This is a genomic window from Armatimonadota bacterium (assembly GCA_013314775.1).
GTDB lineage: Bacteria > Armatimonadota > Zipacnadia > Zipacnadales > JABUFB01 > JABUFB01.
Genome location: JABUFB010000009.1, coordinates 364,622 through 383,869, shown reverse-complemented (window position 1 = coordinate 383,869; position 19,248 = coordinate 364,622). Strand labels below are relative to the sequence as shown.

The window sequence follows — 19,248 nt, the reverse complement described above, 5'->3', positions numbered from 1 at the left end:
TCCCGAGCCTCTCCCGATGCGTCGGCCTTGGGACAAGCCTCGCTCGCCTATCCATAGCGATGCGGGCCTGCGCTGAGAAAGTCTGTCTGCGGAGGGTCCAGATAGGGTATTCGTAGGGGGACAGATGACTTGACTGGGGAGGTCGAGTAACACTACAATAGTAGATGGCAGAGTCACTTTCCCCGAGCCAGGGCGAAGTATCTGTCCCCCAGGGCCAAAGGGCGGCACCCCTTTGGCCCCTTCTCTTTGTGAATACCCCTTACTGCAAACGGCCCTCCAAAGTGCTTTCGCTGTAGACAGCGCCAGCGTCTGATCGGCAAATAACAACGACTTTGTGCTTGGAGCTCTTTCCGCACAGGGAATTGCGCTGACCGGGAGGGGGAGACTGAAGTTGGTTGCGATGCGAACCGGTGGTGGAGTGAATTGCTGCGAAATGGGTCCGTGTCGCCTGGGTCTATCCGTCTTCCCTGCCCCAGTGTGGCACACGCCCGTCCGTACTCAAGTCGACTGAATGCCAGTATGCTACTGATACAAAGTCTATGTGTCAATGCTTCTGACAGAACATGACCGAAACTTTAGTTCAATTCGGACATGGCGAGTCGTTGGTCACAGAAAATTCCACAGCAAAACGGCATCTTAACTCCGGCCGGACATTCGAGATCGAATCACGGACTATGGCTTCAGACAGGGCTAATCACGCCGGAATCTGGCTTTTGGCAACCATCTGCCCAGTGTGTACGGGGCGCTGGGCATACCACGCTTCAAACATGAGCAGCCGCCACAGCGCATCGCAGGCATTCCGGGACTCTGGGCCGGCGTCTACCAGGCTTTCGACACCCTCACGCTGGAACATCCCACTTTGGGACAGATGGCCGGTGCGCAGGTAGCCATCGACCAGGTCACTCAGCGACGTACGCAGCCACCTGCCAATGGGCGGCGTGAATCCCTGTTTGCGTCTCTCGAAGAACTCGCGGGGAACATAGCGCGCAGCGAGTTCCTTCAGCAGGAGCTTAGATTGCTTCGGATGCGTCTTCAGGTGTGGGGGAAGGGACGCAGCGAACTCCACGATTTCCTGGTCAAGCAGGGGACAGCGGCACTCCAGCCCGTGGGCCATCGAGGCGACATCGACCTTGACCAACAGCACATCCGCAAGTGGGCCCACAATGTCCGCGTGCAGGAGGGGAGCCAGCGTGTCAATCGTGGTCCCAGTCAAGGCATCGCTGATGGCCTGGGGAAACCGCGAACCGCGCACGGACGCAAAGATGTCCGGGACGACCAAGGTCTGCAGCCCCTCGTCACCACAGGGATCGAGATGATCCCAGTAGCGCTCCGAGAGCGGGGCCACAAGGCGCTGCAGCCGGGAAACACGCGAAGGGGCGACGATTGCCAGCACGCCTGCAAGAGCCCGGAAAGCTCGCGGATGCAGATGCTCCGGAATAGTTTGCAAGATAGCGCGTCTTAGTTTCTTCGTCTCGTCCCACGGCATGGGTAGCCCGCGCATGTAGTAGTAGCGTCCGTAGCCGCCGAACAGCTCATCTCCGCCATCGCCATTCAGAGCGACGGTCACATGCCGGGATGTGAGTTCGGACAGGGCAAAAGTCGGTAGGGCCGACGCATCGCAGTACGGTTCCCCGTAATGCCACGCCACCGTCTCCACGAGGTCCGGTGAGACATCGCCCATCTCGAAGGTCTCGTGGTCAGTGCCGAGGACCTCTGCCGCGCCCTCGGCATACCGGCGTTCATCGAGTTCGGGTTCCGGAAAGCCGATGCAGAAGGTCCTGACAGGCGTGCTGACCAGGCGCGTCATCGCACCCACAACCACGGTGGAATCTACTCCGCCACTGAGAAACGCTCCCAGCGGCACATCAGCCATGAGGCGCAGCCGTACGGATTGCTCCAGCAGTTCCGCCAGAGCTTCGAGGGCCTCCCCGACATCGTGCGGTCCGTCGTGGGTGAACTCCAGCCGCCAGTACTCGTTGAGTCTGAGCTCTCCATCCCGGTAGACTGCCGTGTGAGCCGGCGGCAGCTTGCGAATGCTCTTGTAAATGCTCAGCGGCGCGGAGATGAGCCCACACCTCAAGTACTGGAAGAGCGCATCCGGATCCATCTCGTCGGAGACCTTCGGATCGCATAGCAGCGCCCTCAGCCCCGAGGCGAAGACCAGCCCGTCAGGGGTCTGCGCGTAGAATAGAGGCTTCTTGCCGAGCCGGTCCCTGGCCAGGAGAAGCTGTTGCTCCATCTCGTCCCACAGGGCGAAGGCGAACATCCCCCGGAACTCGCGGACGCAGTCTTCTCCATATTGCTCATAGGCGTGGATGATGACCTCGGTGTCCGATTTCGTCCGGAAAAAGTGCCCGAGGCCCTCCAGGCGCTTGCGCAGTTCCTGGTAGTTGTAGATCTCGCCGTTGAATACGACGCAGACCGTGTTTTCCTCGTTGCTCATGGGTTGCGCGCCCGTGAACAGGTCGATAATGCTCAAGCGCGCATGCCCCAGGCTGGCGGCTGCGAAGTCCGCCTGCCCGTTCCCGTCCGGTCCGCGATGACGCAGGGCGGACACCATCGCGGCGACAATCGCAGTGTCGCCCTGCGCCAGTGCCCCGCCGCGCGCGACTTTGCCGCAGATACCGCACATGCCTTTCACCTTCACCCTTCGAGGGACGACTGCGCCAGGGCTCGAGCCCCGGTACAATGTTTGCACGTATTAGCTCAGGTTCCCCCACCCATCAGCACCGCTTCCAGCTTCGGCAGAACGGCGTCCACGCTGTGAACCCGTTCCAGATGCTGTCTGGCTCTGTCGCCCATGTGTCGGCCCTCTTTCCCGCAGAGCCGCGCGATCCCGTGCACCAGCGTTTCGATGTCGTCGCCCGAAACGCCAACATCGCCGCTGTTCAACATGCCGTCCGGGTTGTACGTGGACACCACCGGGGTCTTGTGGTTCCAGGCTTGAAGGAATGTGTTCGGGAAACCCTCGATAGTGGACGTGCACAAGTATACGCTGGCCCGGGCGTAGTATTGGTCGATCTCGGAGAACGGCACGAACCCCAGGGTCTCCACGTTGGGCAGGAGCGCCGCCTCGCGCTGGACGCGCTCATAGAGGTCCTCGTGTCCACTCACCGGGCCGCCGGCCATGACAAATCTGATCTCCGGCAAGCGCCGGGCGATCTCCAAAACCATCTCGGGCCTCTTGAGAGGCAGGTAGCGGGCGGCCCAGAAGACCTCGGGAGGGTCTGCTTTCTCGCCGGCACATGGTGTGACATCCCACACGTTCGGGATCACCGGACAGTCTCGGCCATACAACTCGCGCATGGCGTCGCGCTGCTCATCGGTCTGAGCGATGACCACATCGGCGCGCCTGAGCCCTTGCTCAGCGAGCCAGCGCTCGTGGGGGCTGGCGAGGGAGATATCCTTGCGACGGACATGCGGGTCGGATGAAGACGCGATCCACAGGATGAATCGCCGCCCGCGTCTGCGGCATTCCCGGGCAAGCGCTCCGGCGTGCCAGTTTGCGCCGAACCCCACATAGACCGAGGCATCCGCGCGGCGCACGGCGCGGACATCCGCAGGGAGCGTGTGGGTGAAGAAACGGAGCACCGGCAGGCCACCCCTGGGTGCGCCCGCTTTCAGCAGGCGGATTCCGTCGTCGGTCACAAGTTCGTCCGGCTGGCCGTAGTCGCAGATGATGAAAGTCAGCGGCCAGCCGCGTTTCACAAGCGCCCGGGCGAGGATGCTGGCGCGCACCTCCGCGCCGCCCGCCTGCTGGGGTCCCTCGCCCAGGAGGATGTGGGGTAGCGCGCGCCCGGTGTGGAAGAAACAGATCGATGGCTTGTCAGTCATATGCGCCCCAGTTGCGACTTCCCTAAGGTATCTGCGTCGGCGCGGCAGTCTCCTGCTGCGCGACTCCGGCAGCGCGCCTTTCCAGCAGCTTCAGGTACAACTCCTGGTAGGCGCGTGCCATGGTTCGGTCCGAAAACCGCTGCTCCACCGTCTTGCGCGCGTTTTCGGCCATGCGCTGCCCGAGGCATGGATCCGTCACTACCTGCCTGATGGCCGCGATCAGCCCCTCGCGATCGCCGGTGGGCACCAAAATGCCATTTTCGCCACTGCTGATCACCGATGGAATCCCTCCGGCTTCGGTGGAGACGCAGGGCAGACCCGCTGCCATGGCCTCCAGAAGAGACATTGGCAGGCCCTCCCAGAGCGAACTGAGCGCGAAGAGGTCCATGCCCCCCAGGAGCACCGGCACGTCGTCTCGCTTGCCAAGTAGCCTGACCTGGTCCGAGACCCCGAGCGTTTCGGCCGCGCCACGCACTCGCGGGCCGTCCCCAATGTCCGCGCCGACCACTACCAGGTATGCATTGTGACCTTCACTGCGAAGCCGGTGTACCGCATGGACAAGTTCCACCTGGTTTTTCTGCGGCTGGAGATGGGCGACATTGCCGATGACCAGGGCGTCCTGGGGTACTCCCATACGCTCTCTGGCTTCGGCACGCTGCTCTCGGCAGTGGGCGAAACGTTCCAGGTCAATGCCGTTGGGGATGGTGAGCACTCGTCTTGTGTCTGCTCCCAGCCGACCAACCCCATCGGCCGCGGCCTGGGACACCGCAACCACGGCCTCACATTGCGGCAGGACCAAGCGATTCACGATTCGACGCCAACGGGGGTAGAAGTCATTCACATTGTGTTCAGTGGCGACGAAATGCGGAACGCCCGCCATGAGTGCCGCAACATAGCCGTGGGTGATGGCGCCGAAGATATGGGCATTGAGGAGTTGTATCCCATCATCGCGGAGCTTTCGCGCGAGCCTCAATATCAGGCTGACGTCGATCTTTCTGTTTTTCCCCAGGACTGTGACCGGGATGCCCAGGTCTCTGATCTGATCGCCTATCTCTCCGTCACGAAAAGTGTAGACAAAGCTGGTGAACACTGCAGGGTCCAGGTTACGCAGCACAAGCTTCAGTACGAGTTGGGCGCCGGCAGGGAAGAGGTCGTCGATGACGTGACCTGTCCGATAGGGAGCTGCTGTGCGCTCTGAGCACCGCATTCAGCGATCCACCTCGGAGCCGCGGACTGGCCGGCTGTCATCTGGAGGATGCGAATTACTGGAGTAACACCCTGCCGCTAGTCTCTCCCTGAGTTCATTCGCTGTCACGAAGACGGGTTCGACCAACCGCGCCTGAGCACTCGTGACAATGATCCGCAGATTCACCGGGAAATGGCGGCTGGAGTAGAGGCTATGGCTGTCGTCCTCCAGGAAATCGTCGGGATGGAAGGCCGTAACGAGAACCCCGGTTCCGTCGGAAGACCGCTCAGCCGCTCTTAACCGCTCCGCGACCAGCTTGCGGAAGATCATCGGCTGGATGGTTACATAGGCCTTGGAGGCACTGCTCCTCCAGGTTCCCGCGGAGAAAGCCGCGGTGATCCCCGGAAGTCCCCGCGAGCGAAACGCTTTTCGGACCGTGCGAAGCCCGCCCAGCAGCCCGGAAGTAAACGTAGATAGCGGGATCTCGGTCAAAGACAGGCTCGCGCGTCCGGGTTCAGCGGGCCTTCTGTAGTCCGCGCGCCCCGGGTGGTACGGCGTCGCGGGTGTGCCCCGCCAGTCGCAATAGCAGTGGAAGCGGGAACCACGGCTGGACTCGCCCGGCATGTACCAGTTCGCGATGGCGGTGAAGTCTTGTTTGACGCCCAACGCGTCCACCGTCTGCATGGTGTAATCGTTGTGGAACTCCCAGCCCATGCGTGATGTGTTTATCGGCACCCCGGCCGCATTGACCAGCGCGCTATGTCCCTGGGACAGGCACGCTCCAGCCCAGTCGGCGTCTTCGATCTCCTGATACCAGCAGGCTGCACTTTCGTCCCAGCGCCAGAGGTGGGCATGCCAAGCGATTTCGTCGCCCTGCGCTGCCAGATACTTCCACAGCTCTTCTTGTGACCTGTAAGGCCACGCCGGGTCATCGTACAGCCTGGCCATCTGGTCATCAGATCGCACGCACCAGGTGACGCGGACCGGCAGCCCGATCTCCCGGCTCACCTGGTCCGCGATTTCACGCGCTCGAGGGACACCCTGCGATACCCCACGCCACCTCAGACCGTCCGGGGCGTCATAGCTCGCACCACCGTGATGCGGCCGGTCCGGGTCGCAGTCACTCCCCAACAGTATGTAGAGCCGCCTGCTCGATGCCATGTGCGATTTCCCCGGGCGCCTTCCCGGCGACCAGCGCTCCAAGAATCGTAAGCAGTGTCTCGCAGTGCTTCTCCGGCGAGTAAAGACGCAGAAGACGCTGCCGGCCGGCGCGGCCCATACTGCGCCGCAGTTCACTATCGCCGAGCATGGCCGTCATGCATGACGCAAGGGCGTCCGGATCGTCGGCTTCGAAGAGCATGCCGCACTCCGGCGTGATCTGTTCTGGAATGCCCCCGATATCCGCACCAATCACCGGTTTCCCATGCGCGAAACTCTCGAGCACGCTCATCGGACAGTTGTCGTACCAGCGCGACGGAACCACAGTGAAGAGGCAGTGAGTGATGAGATTGTCCAACTCATCCCGGCCCTTGTGTCCTACAAACTCCACTCGATCCCCGATGCCCAGTTCCGCCGCAAGAGCCACCAAGTCGCCGGTGATGCCGTCTACATCTGAACCAGCGAGAACAAGCCGCACCTCGGGGTTCGCGATGGCGAAGGCCCGCAGGAGGGTATCGATGGCCTTCTCGATGGCAATGCGCCCGAAGTACAGAATGTAGTCCTGTTCTTTGCCGTTTGCCGTCTCTGCCGCTGGGCCGGAGTAGAAGCTTCGCAGATGCACGATCCGGCTCTCGTGGTAACCCGCCTCGATCAGCGTCTTGCGCATGAACATGGAGGGCGTGATGAAGAGATCGACGTTGTGGTAGACGCCCAGCAGATTGTGGACCCACATCGAGACCGCACGTGCGGCGGTGGCTGCCCTGGAACCCTTCAGGCACCGGTGCCGTATGGCGCGCAGAGGCGAATGCCCCACGCATTCCCTGCAAACATGGTTGTCCCGCAGCAAGTGCAGCTCGGCGCAAACCAGATTGAAGTCCGGCACACGCATGACCACTGGCAGGCCCTGCTCCTTGCACTGGTCAATCATGCTCGGCGACATATAGTTGTAGAGGTTGTGGACGTAGGCGATGTCAGGGGAAGTGTCCCGAATCAGGTCTCGCACCTTGCGCCGGGCTTCGAGGGAATACGTGGCGCGGGCAAGCAGGCGCAGAGCGTTCAAGGGCGTCAACTTCATATCGCGCAAATGAGACGCCTCGGGACCAAGCGGGGGGCTCATGAAGTAGTCGGAGTACTCTGACGGCTCGTTCTGGGCGTAACGCACGCTGAAGGGAATGGGCTCGTGCCCATGTTCGCGCAGATAGTCCATAAGGGCGAACAAGTACGTGGACGTCCCCCCACCGCGGAAGAAGTACTTGTGCCCAAGCAGTATCTTCATCCCGTCTGCCCCCAGGCGCAGGAGAAGGTGGACTGTGCATTGGCGAAAAGACTGCCCGCTCGCCAATGAGCGGGATGGACTTGTATCTCCGCCGGACCGCAGGCCGGTCACCCGAAAGCGCCGGGCACAGGCCTGATGCTGGGGATCATGTTGAGCCAGGGACTTGGTCAACCCGGTCTCGAGGCAGCACCCTCATGGCCGGGCTCGGGTTCTCGCGAAATCGCTCCCCAGGGACTACCATGGGAGCGCGCGAAATGAACCATAGCATAGTCTGTCGCCCTCTATTATGCACACCAGTGGGGGCGAACACAATCAAGGAGAGCTATATTCTGTCTAAAGACAGCGAATGCGCCCCGCACTTTGCGGGGCGCATTCGTACTCGAAGAGAGAGCTCTCTCGCCCGACTCGCCCTCTCCCTGCCCTTGTTCTGCTAACGGCGTTCAGGCTATCTGGCGCTCGTCTGCTGCGAGTTCCTCCACCGCATCAAGGCGCTTCTCTGCCTCCGCCCCCACCGCGCAGCAGATCACCGCTACCATCCCCAAGAGCGCCACTCCAACCGCCGCTATTGCAAATATCATGATATGCTCAACCCCAGGGCCTTATTCTCTGCATTTGCTCAAATTACTATAGCAAATATCAACACAAGAGTCAAGATCTAAAAGAATCACGGCGAGCGCACGATGATGATGTCCAGTTGGTGCAAAGTGGGGGAGTGCCGCGGGCGTACTATGACCGCGCGGCAAGTCGTGTGAGGTGTACATAGTCACAATGAGCGTCAAAGAGCGAACTCGGCGGCCCTTCCCTTCCCGGGTTGTGAGACACACTCGCACTGGAGAAATCCGGAAGCGCTCAAACCGGGCTTCACATGGCGTGTGGACACCGACAAAGCCAAATTGCCTTCGTTGCCGGCCCGATCCGGCCCACTGCCGGATTCCCGCGGCAATGTTCCACGCACGCCACCACACAATCGGGGACGGAACACCCTGGGAGCCTCAGGAATGCCCGCGAAGCAGCCGATCCAGGGCAAGCTCCCGCTCCTGGACCGCACCGACGAGGCCTTCGCATGCGGTTACCCCGGCGCCGTTGCCCACCTTCTTCTCTTCCGCTGCGCCAGGGTGCGGTCGGCAACCGGAGCCGCTGGTGCGAGCGGTCCGAAATTGCCCCTCGCGCATATGCGCGCAAGGCGAAGACAGCCGTCGCTCGGATCGGCCTCACAAAGACGAGACGATCTCCGACACGAAGCTGTGAGTCCGTGCTGCCCGGTGGTTGATGTCCTCAAGCTCGCTGCCGCCGAGACACTCCACATACAACGGCCCTACGAACCCGGCCTGCGCCAGACCCGACAATACTGCGCGGAAGTCCACCAGGCCTTCGCCGGGGAGGATCCACACGTCGGGTTTGCCGTCGATGATGATGCAGTCCTTGATGATGCACGTGGTCACGTAAGGCGCCACGTCGCGCAGCTCCACCTCGGGCGTAGCCGCGCCCTTAGTGTAGTAGATGATATTCCCGGGGTCGAAGCAGATCGAGAAGTTCGGGTGGCCCACAAGCTCCACGGTCTCGGCCATCATGCGCCCGGTAAGACCGATGCCCCCATGCGGCTTCATGTTCAGTGCGACGCCCTTGCTCTCGGCGTACGGTGCGCATTGACGCATGATCTCCCGGAAATCGTCGTACGTCGCCGGGTTCTCGGTGCCGCAGTTCATGAGCCAGCGCGCGCCCAATGCCGCGGCGGCGTCGATGAGCCGGCAGTAGTCCGCGACCGACTCGTCTACGGGTATGTCCAGCTTCACCCCGCTGATGAGCAGCGAAGGGACAAGGCCCGCGCTGCGCGTGAAGTCGGCGACAGCTTTCGCCTCTTCCACCGACGTCTCCGAGTTGACGGGGATCTTGCCCTCATTCGCGAACACCGCGACGTCGGAATAGCCGGCCTTCGCGATGGACTCACAGGCGGTCTGGTACGAGAAAGTGTTCCACGGGCGAGTTGTGGCTCCGAGGGTCAGTTGCATGGTGGCCTCCGGGCATTCAGTTGGTGGCATAGCAGGGCACAGCCGGGCAGTTCAACCGGGACGCGGACTTGTCCTTCAGGGATGCCTGCGGACCAGCGGTGTCCTCCTCCCGGTTCTTCGCGCCCCGCTTACCCGGGTCCTTCGCAGCGCGGAAACAAAGAGGCACGCATTGCGCCCCCGCGCTGCACAAAGATGGGAGAGCAGGAAACACGGGGACCCTCGCCCCCGGCTACAGGCTGCCACCCGCTTTGCGAGCTGTGGGGCAAGGGTTCAGGGCGAAGGGCACGCCCAACGCGAATTGGGCCTCAACCGGCGCGTGTCCCACAAAACCTATGCTCCTATGCGGGGGGTGTTTCAGTCTTGCAGGCACCTGCGCGTCCTCTGTCGCCGTCCCGAGCATGCCAGTAATTCGCCGGCAGGCCCCTTGTCTCACAGCCCGCGCAGCGGCGCGAGCTCTATCCGGGCGATCCGGTCTCCGTGCGCCCTGGATGATCTGAGGGTCTACGCACCCGCGGGATAGTGGCCCGGCTGTCAGTCCAACCGGAAAACCGCGACGCGGTCGACAACGATCGGCGCCCGGGCATGCCAGGTGACCCGGGTTTCCATGAGGCTCGGCAATCCCGGCCAATCGGTCTGCACCGTGAACCACTGCCATGCGCCAGCTTCCGCGAAGTCTCGGCGGCGGAGATCCGCCTGCCCGCAGACCTTCGCGATGCCGCCATACCCACCCGCGTGGACGTCCAGCGTTGCCAGATGCACATCCGGGTCGGTGGTCGCGCTTTTCGACAGCATCACCCGGAAGGCCACCAGGTAGCGCCCCGCCGGCATCGGAGCATAGGGCCCGTAGATCATGCAGCCTGGCTTCGCGGGAAGCTCCGGAGAGCCCCAGGCCCTGCCCCAGAGCGCCGCGGGGTCGCTGACAGCACCCCCCATGGACCGGTTCAGCGCGGTGGCGCTCCAGCAGGCGGCGAAGGTCGCGCGGTCGATATCAGCAACGCACGGCACCACACACAGGGCCGCACGGGAGCGCTGGGTCCGTCCGGCCGCACGAAGGGTAACGCGCGCCGTGTCGGCCTTTTCGCCTCTGGCCACTGCTAGCACGAGGTCCTCCACCTGCCGCGTCTGTCGGGCCTCCAGTGGCACTCGGGCCGAGCACTTAGTGGCCCCGGCGCGCACCTGTATCATCGCTACAGTGGGCTCCTGGCACCCACTGCTCAGTGTCAATGGGATGCGTGTCGGCACGCCTTCCAGCGCCGCCCACGACAGCCGCTCGTTGATGCCTTCGGAGCCCATCACCACGCGACCATAGGCCCATTTGCGGATTCCTGCCATCGCCTCATCGAGTCGCGCGGGCTTGAAGCGCCGCGGGTCCAGCGCGTCGGCAATGTCCTTGTACAGCGTTGCGTGCTGTGGGTACGAGTGCAGGTCGCCGTAGACCAGGATCACGAAGGGCGGCTGGTGCCGGGCCGCGATGTCCTCGATCCTCGTCACGATCCGTTCAACGCCCTTCCGGCGCCCATCTTCGGTGGCGAAGACGCGGGACCAGGGAGCCCCATCCAGCCCGTCGGTCTGCCAGTAGGCAAGCTCATGGTAGGCCACCGGCGTGCCGTCGGAGAGCAGCTTTAGCCGGGCGGGGGCGCAGTTCACCGTCATGCCCAGAGGCCGCGTGATCGTCGCGTACTTTTCCTGCACGTCAGGCCGCGAAGCTCCCCACAGGTCAATGACCGGGGTTCCGGCATTGGCACAGGCCTCCGCCGTGTGCCGGGCAAACCGGTCCAGGTCCTTCATGTCGTCAGGGTAGCAGTACCCCGCGCCGGAGCAGCCCACGAAAAAGTAATCCTCCGGCGTCGCGGTATCATAGTAGTAGTCCAGCATGGCCGGGAAAAGCTCAGCCATGAGCGGGTTGATGCCCCAGTTCACCGGCACCTTCCCGCGTGCCTGGTCGAACCAGCTGTCATAGAAGAAGGGGATCGGCCCCTTCATGGTGTCGCCCTCGCTGGTCATGAAGCAGACGTAGAAGCGTTCGGTCTCCGGCTCCGTGGTCTCGGGCACGAAGTTGGCCCGTTGCTCAAATCGACTCCGCGCGCAGGGGACCTTGTTGTGAAAACTCCAGTTTGTGAATGCGTGGAAGGAGTAGTGGCCGTGCCGGCTGAGAAGCTGGCACCATTCGCCCTCGGGGTCACCATAGCCGTTGATCTGCGCAGGAGTCTCCAGGGCGTCAAGGATGCGCTCGTACATTGCGGCCTGCTCCGGGCTTCCGCCGCACACGGTCCCATAGCTGACCCGCTTCTCCGCGGTGCATCCGAGGTTGAACACGAAGCCCCGGTTCTGGGTCTGCCAGTCGAACCCGGACATCGGCCCGCAGACGCCCACGTTGATCCCGTCGACCTGCCCGCCGTTCACGGTGTGTGCCAGTCTGCGGCTGCACTTCGGCATCAGTTCGCGCAGCGCCCATTCGTACGCGCTGATGGTGTCCGTGAACTGTCCGCGCAGGTCATGTTTGACAGGCAACTTCGCGGTATCCAAGGGCTGGGCAGGAAGCTCATCTGCGGACTGCCCATTCTGCGACACGAACCGCACCCGTCGCCAGAGCACCTTCGCCCCTTCTCCGAGCACATGCAACTGCACCAGTGCGAAGGCGTGCTTCCCGCGCAGACCGGTCAGTTCGTTGATGTTCCACCTGACAAGACCCGGCTCACGTCTCAGGGGTAGGCACAGGTCATCCTCGCCGCCGCTCACATGCCCACTCCCATCGCGGTCCCAGGTGAGCTTGATCTGCCAGCCCGCGCCCTCGCCCTGGAGCTCGGCCACATCGGCTTCGAGAAACGGGTACCGATCCAGGTCCACCAGCACCGGCCCAATTGAGATGAAGCTCCAGGGGCTGGCGGCTGTGGGGTTGCCTTCCTGCACCCACAACCCTTTCCCGGATTCCACGGACAGCACCGGGTTTGCGGCTCTGCGCCACGACTGGAGTTCGGCAGGACTCTGGAGCACGAAATCAGCGCCGCCCCATTCACCGGTTGGCCTCATCCCCGGCGACCGGCCCTCCAGCACCGTCGTGGACACCGGGATCAGCCCTTCCACGCCCGCGAGAGTGATGGCCACGTAACGGCTCGCGTCTTGCGTCGGGTCGTACACCACAAGCCCGCCTGTCTCCCCGCCGAATCGGGCCAGCAGGTTCCGCAGTCCGGACAGGCGCTCGTACTTCAGGCCCGCCCGTTCGGCGTAGATATCCAGCCAGCGCTGTTCGTAGGCCGCGCCCCCGTGCAGGAAGAGCCGCGGGCCGCTCCGGTTCACAAGCCCCTGCAAGGCCTCCGCGGTGCAGCGCTCATCCCAGTCCAGCTGCCGGGCGTCGAAGACGACAGAGCTTCCCGGAGAGACTCCGGGTGTGACGTACTGTGCTTCTCCGCCCCCAAGAGTGGCGGCAATGGCGGCGATGGGCAACAGTCGACTGAACAACATGGCGCCCCAGCCTTTCCGGGTTCAGTCCTTCACTTCCCGCACTGACACCTGCACCCGCGTGGGGTCGTCAGGTGTGGTGAACACAACTTCTGTCTCGCCGAACACGTACCGCAACTCGTCCGGCTTGCCCAGGTACGGCTGCAGGATCTCGCGCACTGCCGGAAGTGTCACGTCGTCGGTCACGACCCAGCGCCCCGTTCCCGTCGCGTGCGCCGTGACTCCAGCATCTCCTGGGCCCGCGAACTCCGGCGGTGCAAGCCTGCTCGTGGACACCACCGTCAGGCCGTTCTCGCTCAATGCGCGCAGTGTGGCGAGGCACTCCGGGCTCACCTGCTTGCCCACCAGGAACACCAGTCTCGCGCTCCGATACAGCGCTGGATCAGCGGCCAGGTGGTCGTACACCGCCACGTCGTTCGCAGGGAAGAGCACACGGTACGGGATGCCGAGATGGGTGTTGTAGTTCAGCGCCACCGGGGGAATCGTGCCGTGGGAGATCACGTGCCAGACTTTGATCCAGTAGCGGGTATCGGCGTCAGGCTCCAGGTTACTGGCGCCGTAGAGATTGCGCCTGATCCACGGCCCGGGGTTTTCCTGCCCCCAGTCAGAATCAGGGAACCGCACGATGATGATCTCCGGCGCGAACTGCTCGAACCTCAGGCGTCGCGGGTTTGCCGGCAGGTACTCGCGGATGAACTCCCGGGCGACCTCTCCGTATGGCGAGAGGACCGCTCTGCCCCCCTCCGGCGAGTACAGACTGCCCTGGTAGTTGAAGTTCTCGATGTAGGTGGCTTCGGAGCCGGTCCAGTAGGCGATCAGCAGGGCCGAGCGCAGTTCCTCCGGAGAATGGCCCGGGTAGCCGCCCGGGCCCCACAGGTCCACCGATGTCCAGTGCTGAACGCCGTACTGCTTCGCCGCACCCATTGCCATCGCCAGCGTCACCGGCGTGATCGTTTCCTTGAGCAGCTTGGGCATCTGCACCATGCCGGCCCGGGCGAAGAGGTGTTGCAGGATCGGGAAGACGTTCTCGGTACTCACAATGGGCAGCTTCCCGGGCTCCCTCGCACGTTCCGCGAAACCAGGGAAGACGCGATCCATGAGTATCCCGATATTGCGCAGGTTCCCCTGGTAAGCCTCCTGCAGCGTCTCGCCTTCGGCGTCGTGGAAATGGGGCTTGAACTCTCCTCCACCGGTCACGTTCACACCGTTGCAGATCCAGTGCTCGCACTCGTCGTAGCAAAACCCCATGAAGTACGGAGACTGCAGGCAGCGCTCTACGTACTCTCTCGAGGGCTGGAAGAACCAGCCGGGCTTGTGGTAGACAGCAGGGTCACCAGGGACGCGCCCGGCGGTGGCATTTTCGTGGTTGAGGAAGTAGCGGTGCCCGCCTTCGGATGCCCAGCGATCCATACGCTCAACGTCCGCGATCTTCGCCTCGCCCCAGAAGTGGTACATGAGGAAGTCGAACCCGATCTTTTCGAAGGCATCCTGGGCTGCCGGGTCGTCTCCGATCCACCGTGTCGCGCCGGCGTCATCGACACCGACGGGCATGGGGTTCCCGTGTCCCTGCGCTCCGGCGCAGGCCGCGAGGAACAGCAGCCCGGAAGCAATCGCCATTGACCACACCATTGCCTGCGGTCACTCCTTGTCGGGTAGCGCGCCCCACATGTCGCCCTTGCCCTCGTTCTCAAGCAGGTCCATCAGGTGCGCCTGCATGGCCTCGGCCCAGATGCGGTAGCCGTATTCGGAGAGGTGCAGCAGGTCCCGCAGTTTCTCGCGCTTGATGGTCCCGTCGGGCTCCACGAAACGGTGGCCGAAATCGAGATAGAAGACCCGCTCCCGGTCGGCGAGGCGGCTGATGAACGCGTTGGTCTGGCGGACCTTCTCGCGGATGGGGTGGTCCGGCTTCTCCCAGCACGGGAAGATTCCGAGCACAAGTATCCTGGTCTCGGGCAGCTTGTTCCGCAGGTAGTTGACAATGGTGGTGATGCCCGCCGCGGTATGTTCCGGGGTGCTCCCCTGCAGCAGGTTATTGATGCCGATGAGCAGTACCAGCACCTTCGGGCTCAAGCCGTCGAGATCGCCGCCGGCGGTGATTCGCCAGAGAATGTGCTCGGTTCGGTCGCCCGAAATGCCCAGGTTTGCAGCGCCCAACGGCGCGTAGTACTCATCCCACACGCGCGTGCCACCCTCGTAACCGGACTGCGACCTCCACATCATGGTGATGGAGTCGCCCAGGAAGATCACCCGCGCGTTCTCTCTGGGTTCCCGGGCGAGCATCACAGTGTGGTACGCACTGGCCCAGTCGGTGCGCTCGAGGGGGATACAGGTGGGGAGGTCGCTCTCCGGAATGCCATACTTCGCCCAGGACCAGTTGTCAGCGGGCGCGATTGATGTCGAAGTCAGCAGCAGGCATGCCGACACGACGTGGATACGGATGCCTGCGGGGATACTCATTGTGAGAGACCTTTCCTTGGATTCTCGCACGGTGTGACGATCTATATACCCAGCTCCTCCCTCAGATCGCCGCTTTCGGACCGGATCGCAAGCACATCGCTGACGACGCCCACGTGGTCCGTCCATCCTGGTCCCGCGATGATGAGACCGTCATCTTCTGCCTCCCACGACACGTCCGCCGCATCACGGAGATTGGGGATCAGGGCGAAAAGTGAGGTCGTCGAACCCGCTTTCCAACGCGCGATAGCCACCTGGTTGGTGAATTCCGGCCTGCTGGAAATGGGCATCCAGCGCCCCTTCTCCACCGACAGCGACGCGAATGGCGGCGCCACCGTGGTAAGCTGCGTCCTGCCCGGCTTCAGCGTGCGCCATTCCAAAGCATCCAGGCCCGGCCAGGTCACGCTGCGCTCAGACTGTGAACAGCCCTCCGCATCGGGCGGGCAACTGGAACGCACCTGCCACGCATACTCATGCTCCGCGTCAGCCTGCACTCGATCCACCACCAGAACGTACCTCCCACGCACAAGGGCCAGTGTGCGGCGAATTGTGCAGCCCTGGTACGATACGGTCACCGTGGCGTGCTTCACAGGACCGTCCGTGTCTATCGCCGACATCTCGCCCGGCGTGTCCTGCTGTGGGCCCTTGCCGTCGATAAGCAGTACATTGTGGAATTCCGAGCCGAAGTAGTCGTGGCTCTTCCAGTGGTCGTAGCCGGAGTCCGCCGCGAGTATCTCGTCCCAACCGGCCACAACAAAGTGACCGGCGTCGCCCTGGCTATAGGTGCCGTACCGGTACTTCAGCGGCCAGGTCGGATCCTTCCCGGCGAACCAAACGCTGACTGTCTCATGTCCCCAATTGTCGCGTAGCACGACCGTCTGGGACGGGCCGAAATCCCTGGACGCGGGAGGCATCTCCCCCGGCACGTGTTCCTCCCAGACCGAAAGGGCCAATGGCACGTGGAATATGTGGGGGCTGGCCGTGTGCCAGTTGAATGCCCAGTTGAACAGGGGCGCAAGGTCACGGCCGTAATGCTGATTGGACAGCAGCGCGAAGAAACGCACGACTCGACCCGTCTCGCACGTGCCCCAGGGGATCATCTCGCCCTGTGCGGTGGTCTGGTAAGCGGCGAAAGTAAGCCATTCGCGCAGCCTCTGGTCTTCGAACAGATACTTCCCTGTGGCGCGTTCGTACGCGATCACGAAGGGCACGAACAGGCAGCCCATGTAGTCCGTGTATCCGAGACCCTCCACGAAATGCCCACCAGGGCGGAAGAACCACCAGTTCTCCTCGCGGCGGGTCTGATACAGGGCGCGGGTCATCCACGCCAGCGGCCCGCGGGGGCTGTCCTGGTATTCGCACAATGCCAGCGCGGCCAATCCGAGAGCCGACGCGGCCAGCGTGCGCTGGTTCCCGTAGTTGCACCCCCCGGGCACGCCGTCCATCACGCTGTAATAGTGGTCTGCTTCGGCCGCGATCCTGTCGCGGATCAGCTTCTCATCCTCATCGCTCAGTCCGGGCCAACTCGCCAGAATATCATACGCCAGCACGTAGTCCGCGAACCGGTGGGAACTGGGCTCCAGGTATCCGTGGCCTGGCTCGCGCCAGATCGGTTTGCCCACGAGATCGTCACGTGCTTTCTGCGCATCCGCTTCGTCGCCCAGCAACCACCAGCGCATCGCAGCGGCGCTCCGATATCCGGCGCTCGCGAAACTGCGCCACCAGTAGTCCGTGGGCCGTTGTTTGGTGCGCTCCAGCATGCGTGTGCGATCGCTCTCGTCAAAGAAGAGCGACGGGTGCCGCTCCTTGTCGGGAAGTTGCACCTGCCAGATTGGTCCCCAGTCCTGGGGCAGGATGTCCTGCGCCGCCGACGGTGATGCGCTCCGCACGAAAACCACCGCCCAGACCAGTACGGCAACGGCTTTGCTCGCAACTCGCAGGCCTGTGACGCTCGGATCGCTCATCAAATACTCTCCTGCTAGTCATACACCCCATACTTCAGGCAACTCTGGAAGTATGCGTGTATATTCTCGGGCGGAGTGCCCTCGCGGAAGCTGTCGCTGCTGCCGATGATGAACCCGCCTCCGGGCTTGGCAATCTCCATCGCTTGCGCCACAGTCTGCTCCACCAACTCCGGCGTGCCCCGCTTCACCACGTAGAGCAGGTCCACATAGCCCTTCAGTGTCACCTTCTCCCCGATGGTCGCCTTCGCCTCCTGCAGGTCGAAATCGCACACGGGTGGCGGGGTACACGTCTCCAGCACATCCACCCCGCAGTCCGCGATAAGCCCCATGCTCTTCGACAGGTGCCCATCGTCATAGTAGTCCACATATCCGCCGTAGCTGTGCACGAGGTCCACCTGAGCGGTGATGTGCGGTACGAATACCTCCTCGAAGATCGCCGGCGACCATCCCGCCGAGATGCTGTTGTAGTAGCAGTTTGCGAAGACCCACTCCACCCCGGCCTCCATGACGGCTTTCGTCTCGGCCATGGTGCGCTCCTGGAACAGTCCCAGCAGCTCATCGAAGAACGGCCGATCGAGGTAGTAGTCCATCATGATGTCCTGCATGTCCCGCACATCGCCCGCCTGGTGGCAGAGCTCACTGTACACATTGACCATGACCACCCCGCGGTCCCCGAGTTCTCGCATTCGCGCCACTGCATGGTCGTAGTTGCCTTCGATCTCCGGCAGAATGTACCGCAGCGCAGGAATGTCCTCGCGGCTCTTCACAAGATACTCGGTCTTGATCGGGTTCGGCGACATCCCATATTCCCGGCCTGATGGCGGGATTTTCGTGCGGTCCGAGAGCTTGCCGGCAGGCGTGTGAAAGACCCGCTCCACCACCTGGTATTCGTCCTCCTGGTATCGCGTTGTGTCCACACGCACGTCGGGCAGATCGTACTGCTCGGGGTAGGTGATGATATAGTTGGGGGTGGTGCCGGTGAGGATCTCCATGGGGTCGATGACCGGCGCGTAAAGCTCCTCGAGCCTGTGGCTCTTGTCCGGATCCAGCCACGCCCAGTTGATGCGCGGGCAGATGGGCACCCGGTCGGGCTCCTCGTGTCGGACGGCAGTCATCAGACGTTCCTTTCCGGTCATTTCGGCTTTGGGCATGGTGGGTGACCTCGCGGACGATTGGGCGGGGATATAGTGGATTGTAGGCAGTGTGACCGCTATTGGTCATCGATGACTGCACTGAGCATCATGCGGGTGCCGCGGATGTGGGCGCGCATTGCGGCTTCCGCCTCGTCGCCGTCGTGGGCTTCTATGGCGGCCATCAAGGCAACGTGGGGATCATGGGGTTGCGGCGCGAGACCCGGCAAGATGCTTAGACTTCTATCGCGCACGAGATATGCCAGAAGCATGAGGGATTCCGCATAGCCCGCGCTGCCAAGGTACCTGTTGTCGCAACCGCGAATGATCTGGCGATGCAGATTGAAGTCCAGCACTCGAACTCCCAGGGCGTCTTTCCTGGAACGCGCAAGCTCTAGTTCGCGGCGGGTCTGGAACAGCTCCTGGCGCTGTATGGGCCCGGCGCGTTCCGCGAAAAGCCGTGCTGCGAGCCCCTCGAGACTCTCGCGCACCTCGTACACCTGTACAAGCTCCGGGACGGAGGGTTGCGCCACCCGGGAGCCCCGATGAGTGTCCCTCTGCAGGAGGCCGAGTGCTGCGAGGTGGAGAATTGCTTCCCGGACAGGTGTCCGACTAACCTGCAGCTCCTCTGCGAGTTCGATCTCGCCCAGGTGGTCCCCGGGCTGCAGGTCTCCGTTCACCAGACGCTGGAAGAGAGCTTCCGCGACCTGTTGTGCAAGGGATGTGCGTGGAATAGGTTGACCGGGTCTTTGCATACTGTATACAATATACGAAAAGC

Annotated in this window: 13 protein-coding genes; all 13 read right to left on the bottom strand. The window is 62.9% G+C overall.

The features are described 5' to 3' along the window. Positions 1–694: 694 nt before the first annotated feature. The gene (gene asnB / locus HPY44_12850) at positions 695–2,632 is read right to left on the bottom strand and encodes an asparagine synthase (glutamine-hydrolyzing) (GenBank protein ID NSW56893.1); all 1,938 of its coding nucleotides are present in this window, start codon (positions 2,630–2,632) and stop codon (positions 695–697) included. A 74-nt stretch (positions 2,633–2,706) separates the two neighbouring features. Beyond that, positions 2,707–3,834 carry a glycosyltransferase family 4 protein gene (locus HPY44_12845; protein NSW56892.1) on the bottom strand — a complete coding sequence of 376 codons (1,128 nt, stop codon included), beginning with the start codon at positions 3,832–3,834 and terminating at the stop codon, positions 2,707–2,709. A 22-nt stretch (positions 3,835–3,856) separates the two neighbouring features. After that, positions 3,857–5,041, bottom strand: a complete 1,185-nt coding sequence (locus HPY44_12840) for a glycosyltransferase (GenBank protein NSW56891.1) — start codon at positions 5,039–5,041, stop codon at positions 3,857–3,859. Then, positions 5,042–6,181, bottom strand: coding sequence for a hypothetical protein (locus HPY44_12835; GenBank protein ID NSW56890.1), 1,140 nt, complete (start codon positions 6,179–6,181; stop codon positions 5,042–5,044). It abuts the gene before it with no gap. After that, a complete protein-coding gene (locus HPY44_12830) occupies positions 6,141–7,454 on the bottom strand; it encodes a glycosyltransferase family 4 protein (GenBank protein ID NSW56889.1) in 1,314 nt (437 codons plus the stop codon). The genes HPY44_12835 and HPY44_12830 overlap by 41 nt, the downstream gene beginning before the upstream one ends. 440 nt (positions 7,455–7,894) lie before the next feature. Continuing rightward, positions 7,895–8,032 carry a hypothetical protein gene (locus tag HPY44_12825; GenBank protein ID NSW56888.1) on the bottom strand — a complete coding sequence of 46 codons (138 nt, stop codon included), beginning with the start codon at positions 8,030–8,032 and terminating at the stop codon, positions 7,895–7,897. Between the two features lie 633 nt (positions 8,033–8,665). Then, positions 8,666–9,463, bottom strand: a complete 798-nt coding sequence (locus tag HPY44_12820) for a sugar phosphate isomerase/epimerase (GenBank protein NSW56887.1) — start codon at positions 9,461–9,463, stop codon at positions 8,666–8,668. A gap of 531 nt (positions 9,464–9,994) precedes the next feature. Next, entirely contained in the window at positions 9,995–12,925 is a 2,931-nt protein-coding gene (locus HPY44_12815) for a hypothetical protein (protein ID NSW56886.1), read from the bottom strand. Between the two features lie 21 nt (positions 12,926–12,946). Further along, the gene (locus tag HPY44_12810) at positions 12,947–14,551 is read right to left on the bottom strand and encodes a hypothetical protein (GenBank protein ID NSW56885.1); all 1,605 of its coding nucleotides are present in this window, start codon (positions 14,549–14,551) and stop codon (positions 12,947–12,949) included. A gap of 9 nt (positions 14,552–14,560) precedes the next feature. Next, complete coding sequence (locus HPY44_12805; protein NSW56884.1) at positions 14,561–15,202, bottom strand: GDSL family lipase; 642 nt, start codon at positions 15,200–15,202, stop codon at positions 14,561–14,563. 218 nt (positions 15,203–15,420) lie between these two features. After that, on the bottom strand, positions 15,421–17,340 hold the full coding sequence (locus HPY44_12800; GenBank protein NSW56883.1) for a heparinase II/III family protein: 1,920 nt from the start codon (positions 17,338–17,340) through the stop codon (positions 15,421–15,423). A 14-nt stretch (positions 17,341–17,354) separates the two neighbouring features. Beyond that, positions 17,355–18,491 carry a hypothetical protein gene (locus HPY44_12795; protein NSW56882.1) on the bottom strand — a complete coding sequence of 379 codons (1,137 nt, stop codon included), beginning with the start codon at positions 18,489–18,491 and terminating at the stop codon, positions 17,355–17,357. A 59-nt stretch (positions 18,492–18,550) separates the two neighbouring features. Continuing rightward, positions 18,551–19,225, bottom strand: coding sequence for a GntR family transcriptional regulator (locus HPY44_12790; GenBank protein NSW56881.1), 675 nt, complete (start codon positions 19,223–19,225; stop codon positions 18,551–18,553). Positions 19,226–19,248 lie beyond the last annotated feature (23 nt).

What these genes read in the sequence shown, in the direction of transcription:
- HPY44_12825 (NSW56888.1), bottom strand. Translation starts at nt 8,032, where the DNA reads ATGATATTTGCAATAGCGGCGGTTGGAGTGGCGCTCTTGGGGATGGTA.
- HPY44_12845 (NSW56892.1), bottom strand. Translation starts at nt 3,834, where the DNA reads ATGACTGACAAGCCATCGATCTGTTTCTTCCACACCGGGCGCGCGCTA.
- HPY44_12820 (NSW56887.1), bottom strand. Translation starts at nt 9,463, where the DNA reads ATGCAACTGACCCTCGGAGCCACAACTCGCCCGTGGAACACTTTCTCG.
- HPY44_12815 (NSW56886.1), bottom strand. Translation starts at nt 12,925, where the DNA reads ATGTTGTTCAGTCGACTGTTGCCCATCGCCGCCATTGCCGCCACTCTT.
- HPY44_12795 (NSW56882.1), bottom strand. Translation starts at nt 18,491, where the DNA reads ATGCCCAAAGCCGAAATGACCGGAAAGGAACGTCTGATGACTGCCGTC.
- HPY44_12800 (NSW56883.1), bottom strand. Translation starts at nt 17,340, where the DNA reads ATGAGCGATCCGAGCGTCACAGGCCTGCGAGTTGCGAGCAAAGCCGTT.
- asnB (NSW56893.1), bottom strand. Translation starts at nt 2,632, where the DNA reads ATGTGCGGTATCTGCGGCAAAGTCGCGCGCGGCGGGGCACTGGCGCAG.
- HPY44_12835 (NSW56890.1), bottom strand. Translation starts at nt 6,181, where the DNA reads ATGGCATCGAGCAGGCGGCTCTACATACTGTTGGGGAGTGACTGCGAC.
- HPY44_12840 (NSW56891.1), bottom strand. Translation starts at nt 5,041, where the DNA reads ATGCGGTGCTCAGAGCGCACAGCAGCTCCCTATCGGACAGGTCACGTC.
- HPY44_12830 (NSW56889.1), bottom strand. Translation starts at nt 7,454, where the DNA reads ATGAAGATACTGCTTGGGCACAAGTACTTCTTCCGCGGTGGGGGGACG.
- HPY44_12805 (NSW56884.1), bottom strand. Translation starts at nt 15,202, where the DNA reads ATGCTCGCCCGGGAACCCAGAGAGAACGCGCGGGTGATCTTCCTGGGC.
- HPY44_12790 (NSW56881.1), bottom strand. Translation starts at nt 19,225, where the DNA reads ATGCAAAGACCCGGTCAACCTATTCCACGCACATCCCTTGCACAACAG.
- HPY44_12810 (NSW56885.1), bottom strand. Translation starts at nt 14,551, where the DNA reads ATGGTGTGGTCAATGGCGATTGCTTCCGGGCTGCTGTTCCTCGCGGCC.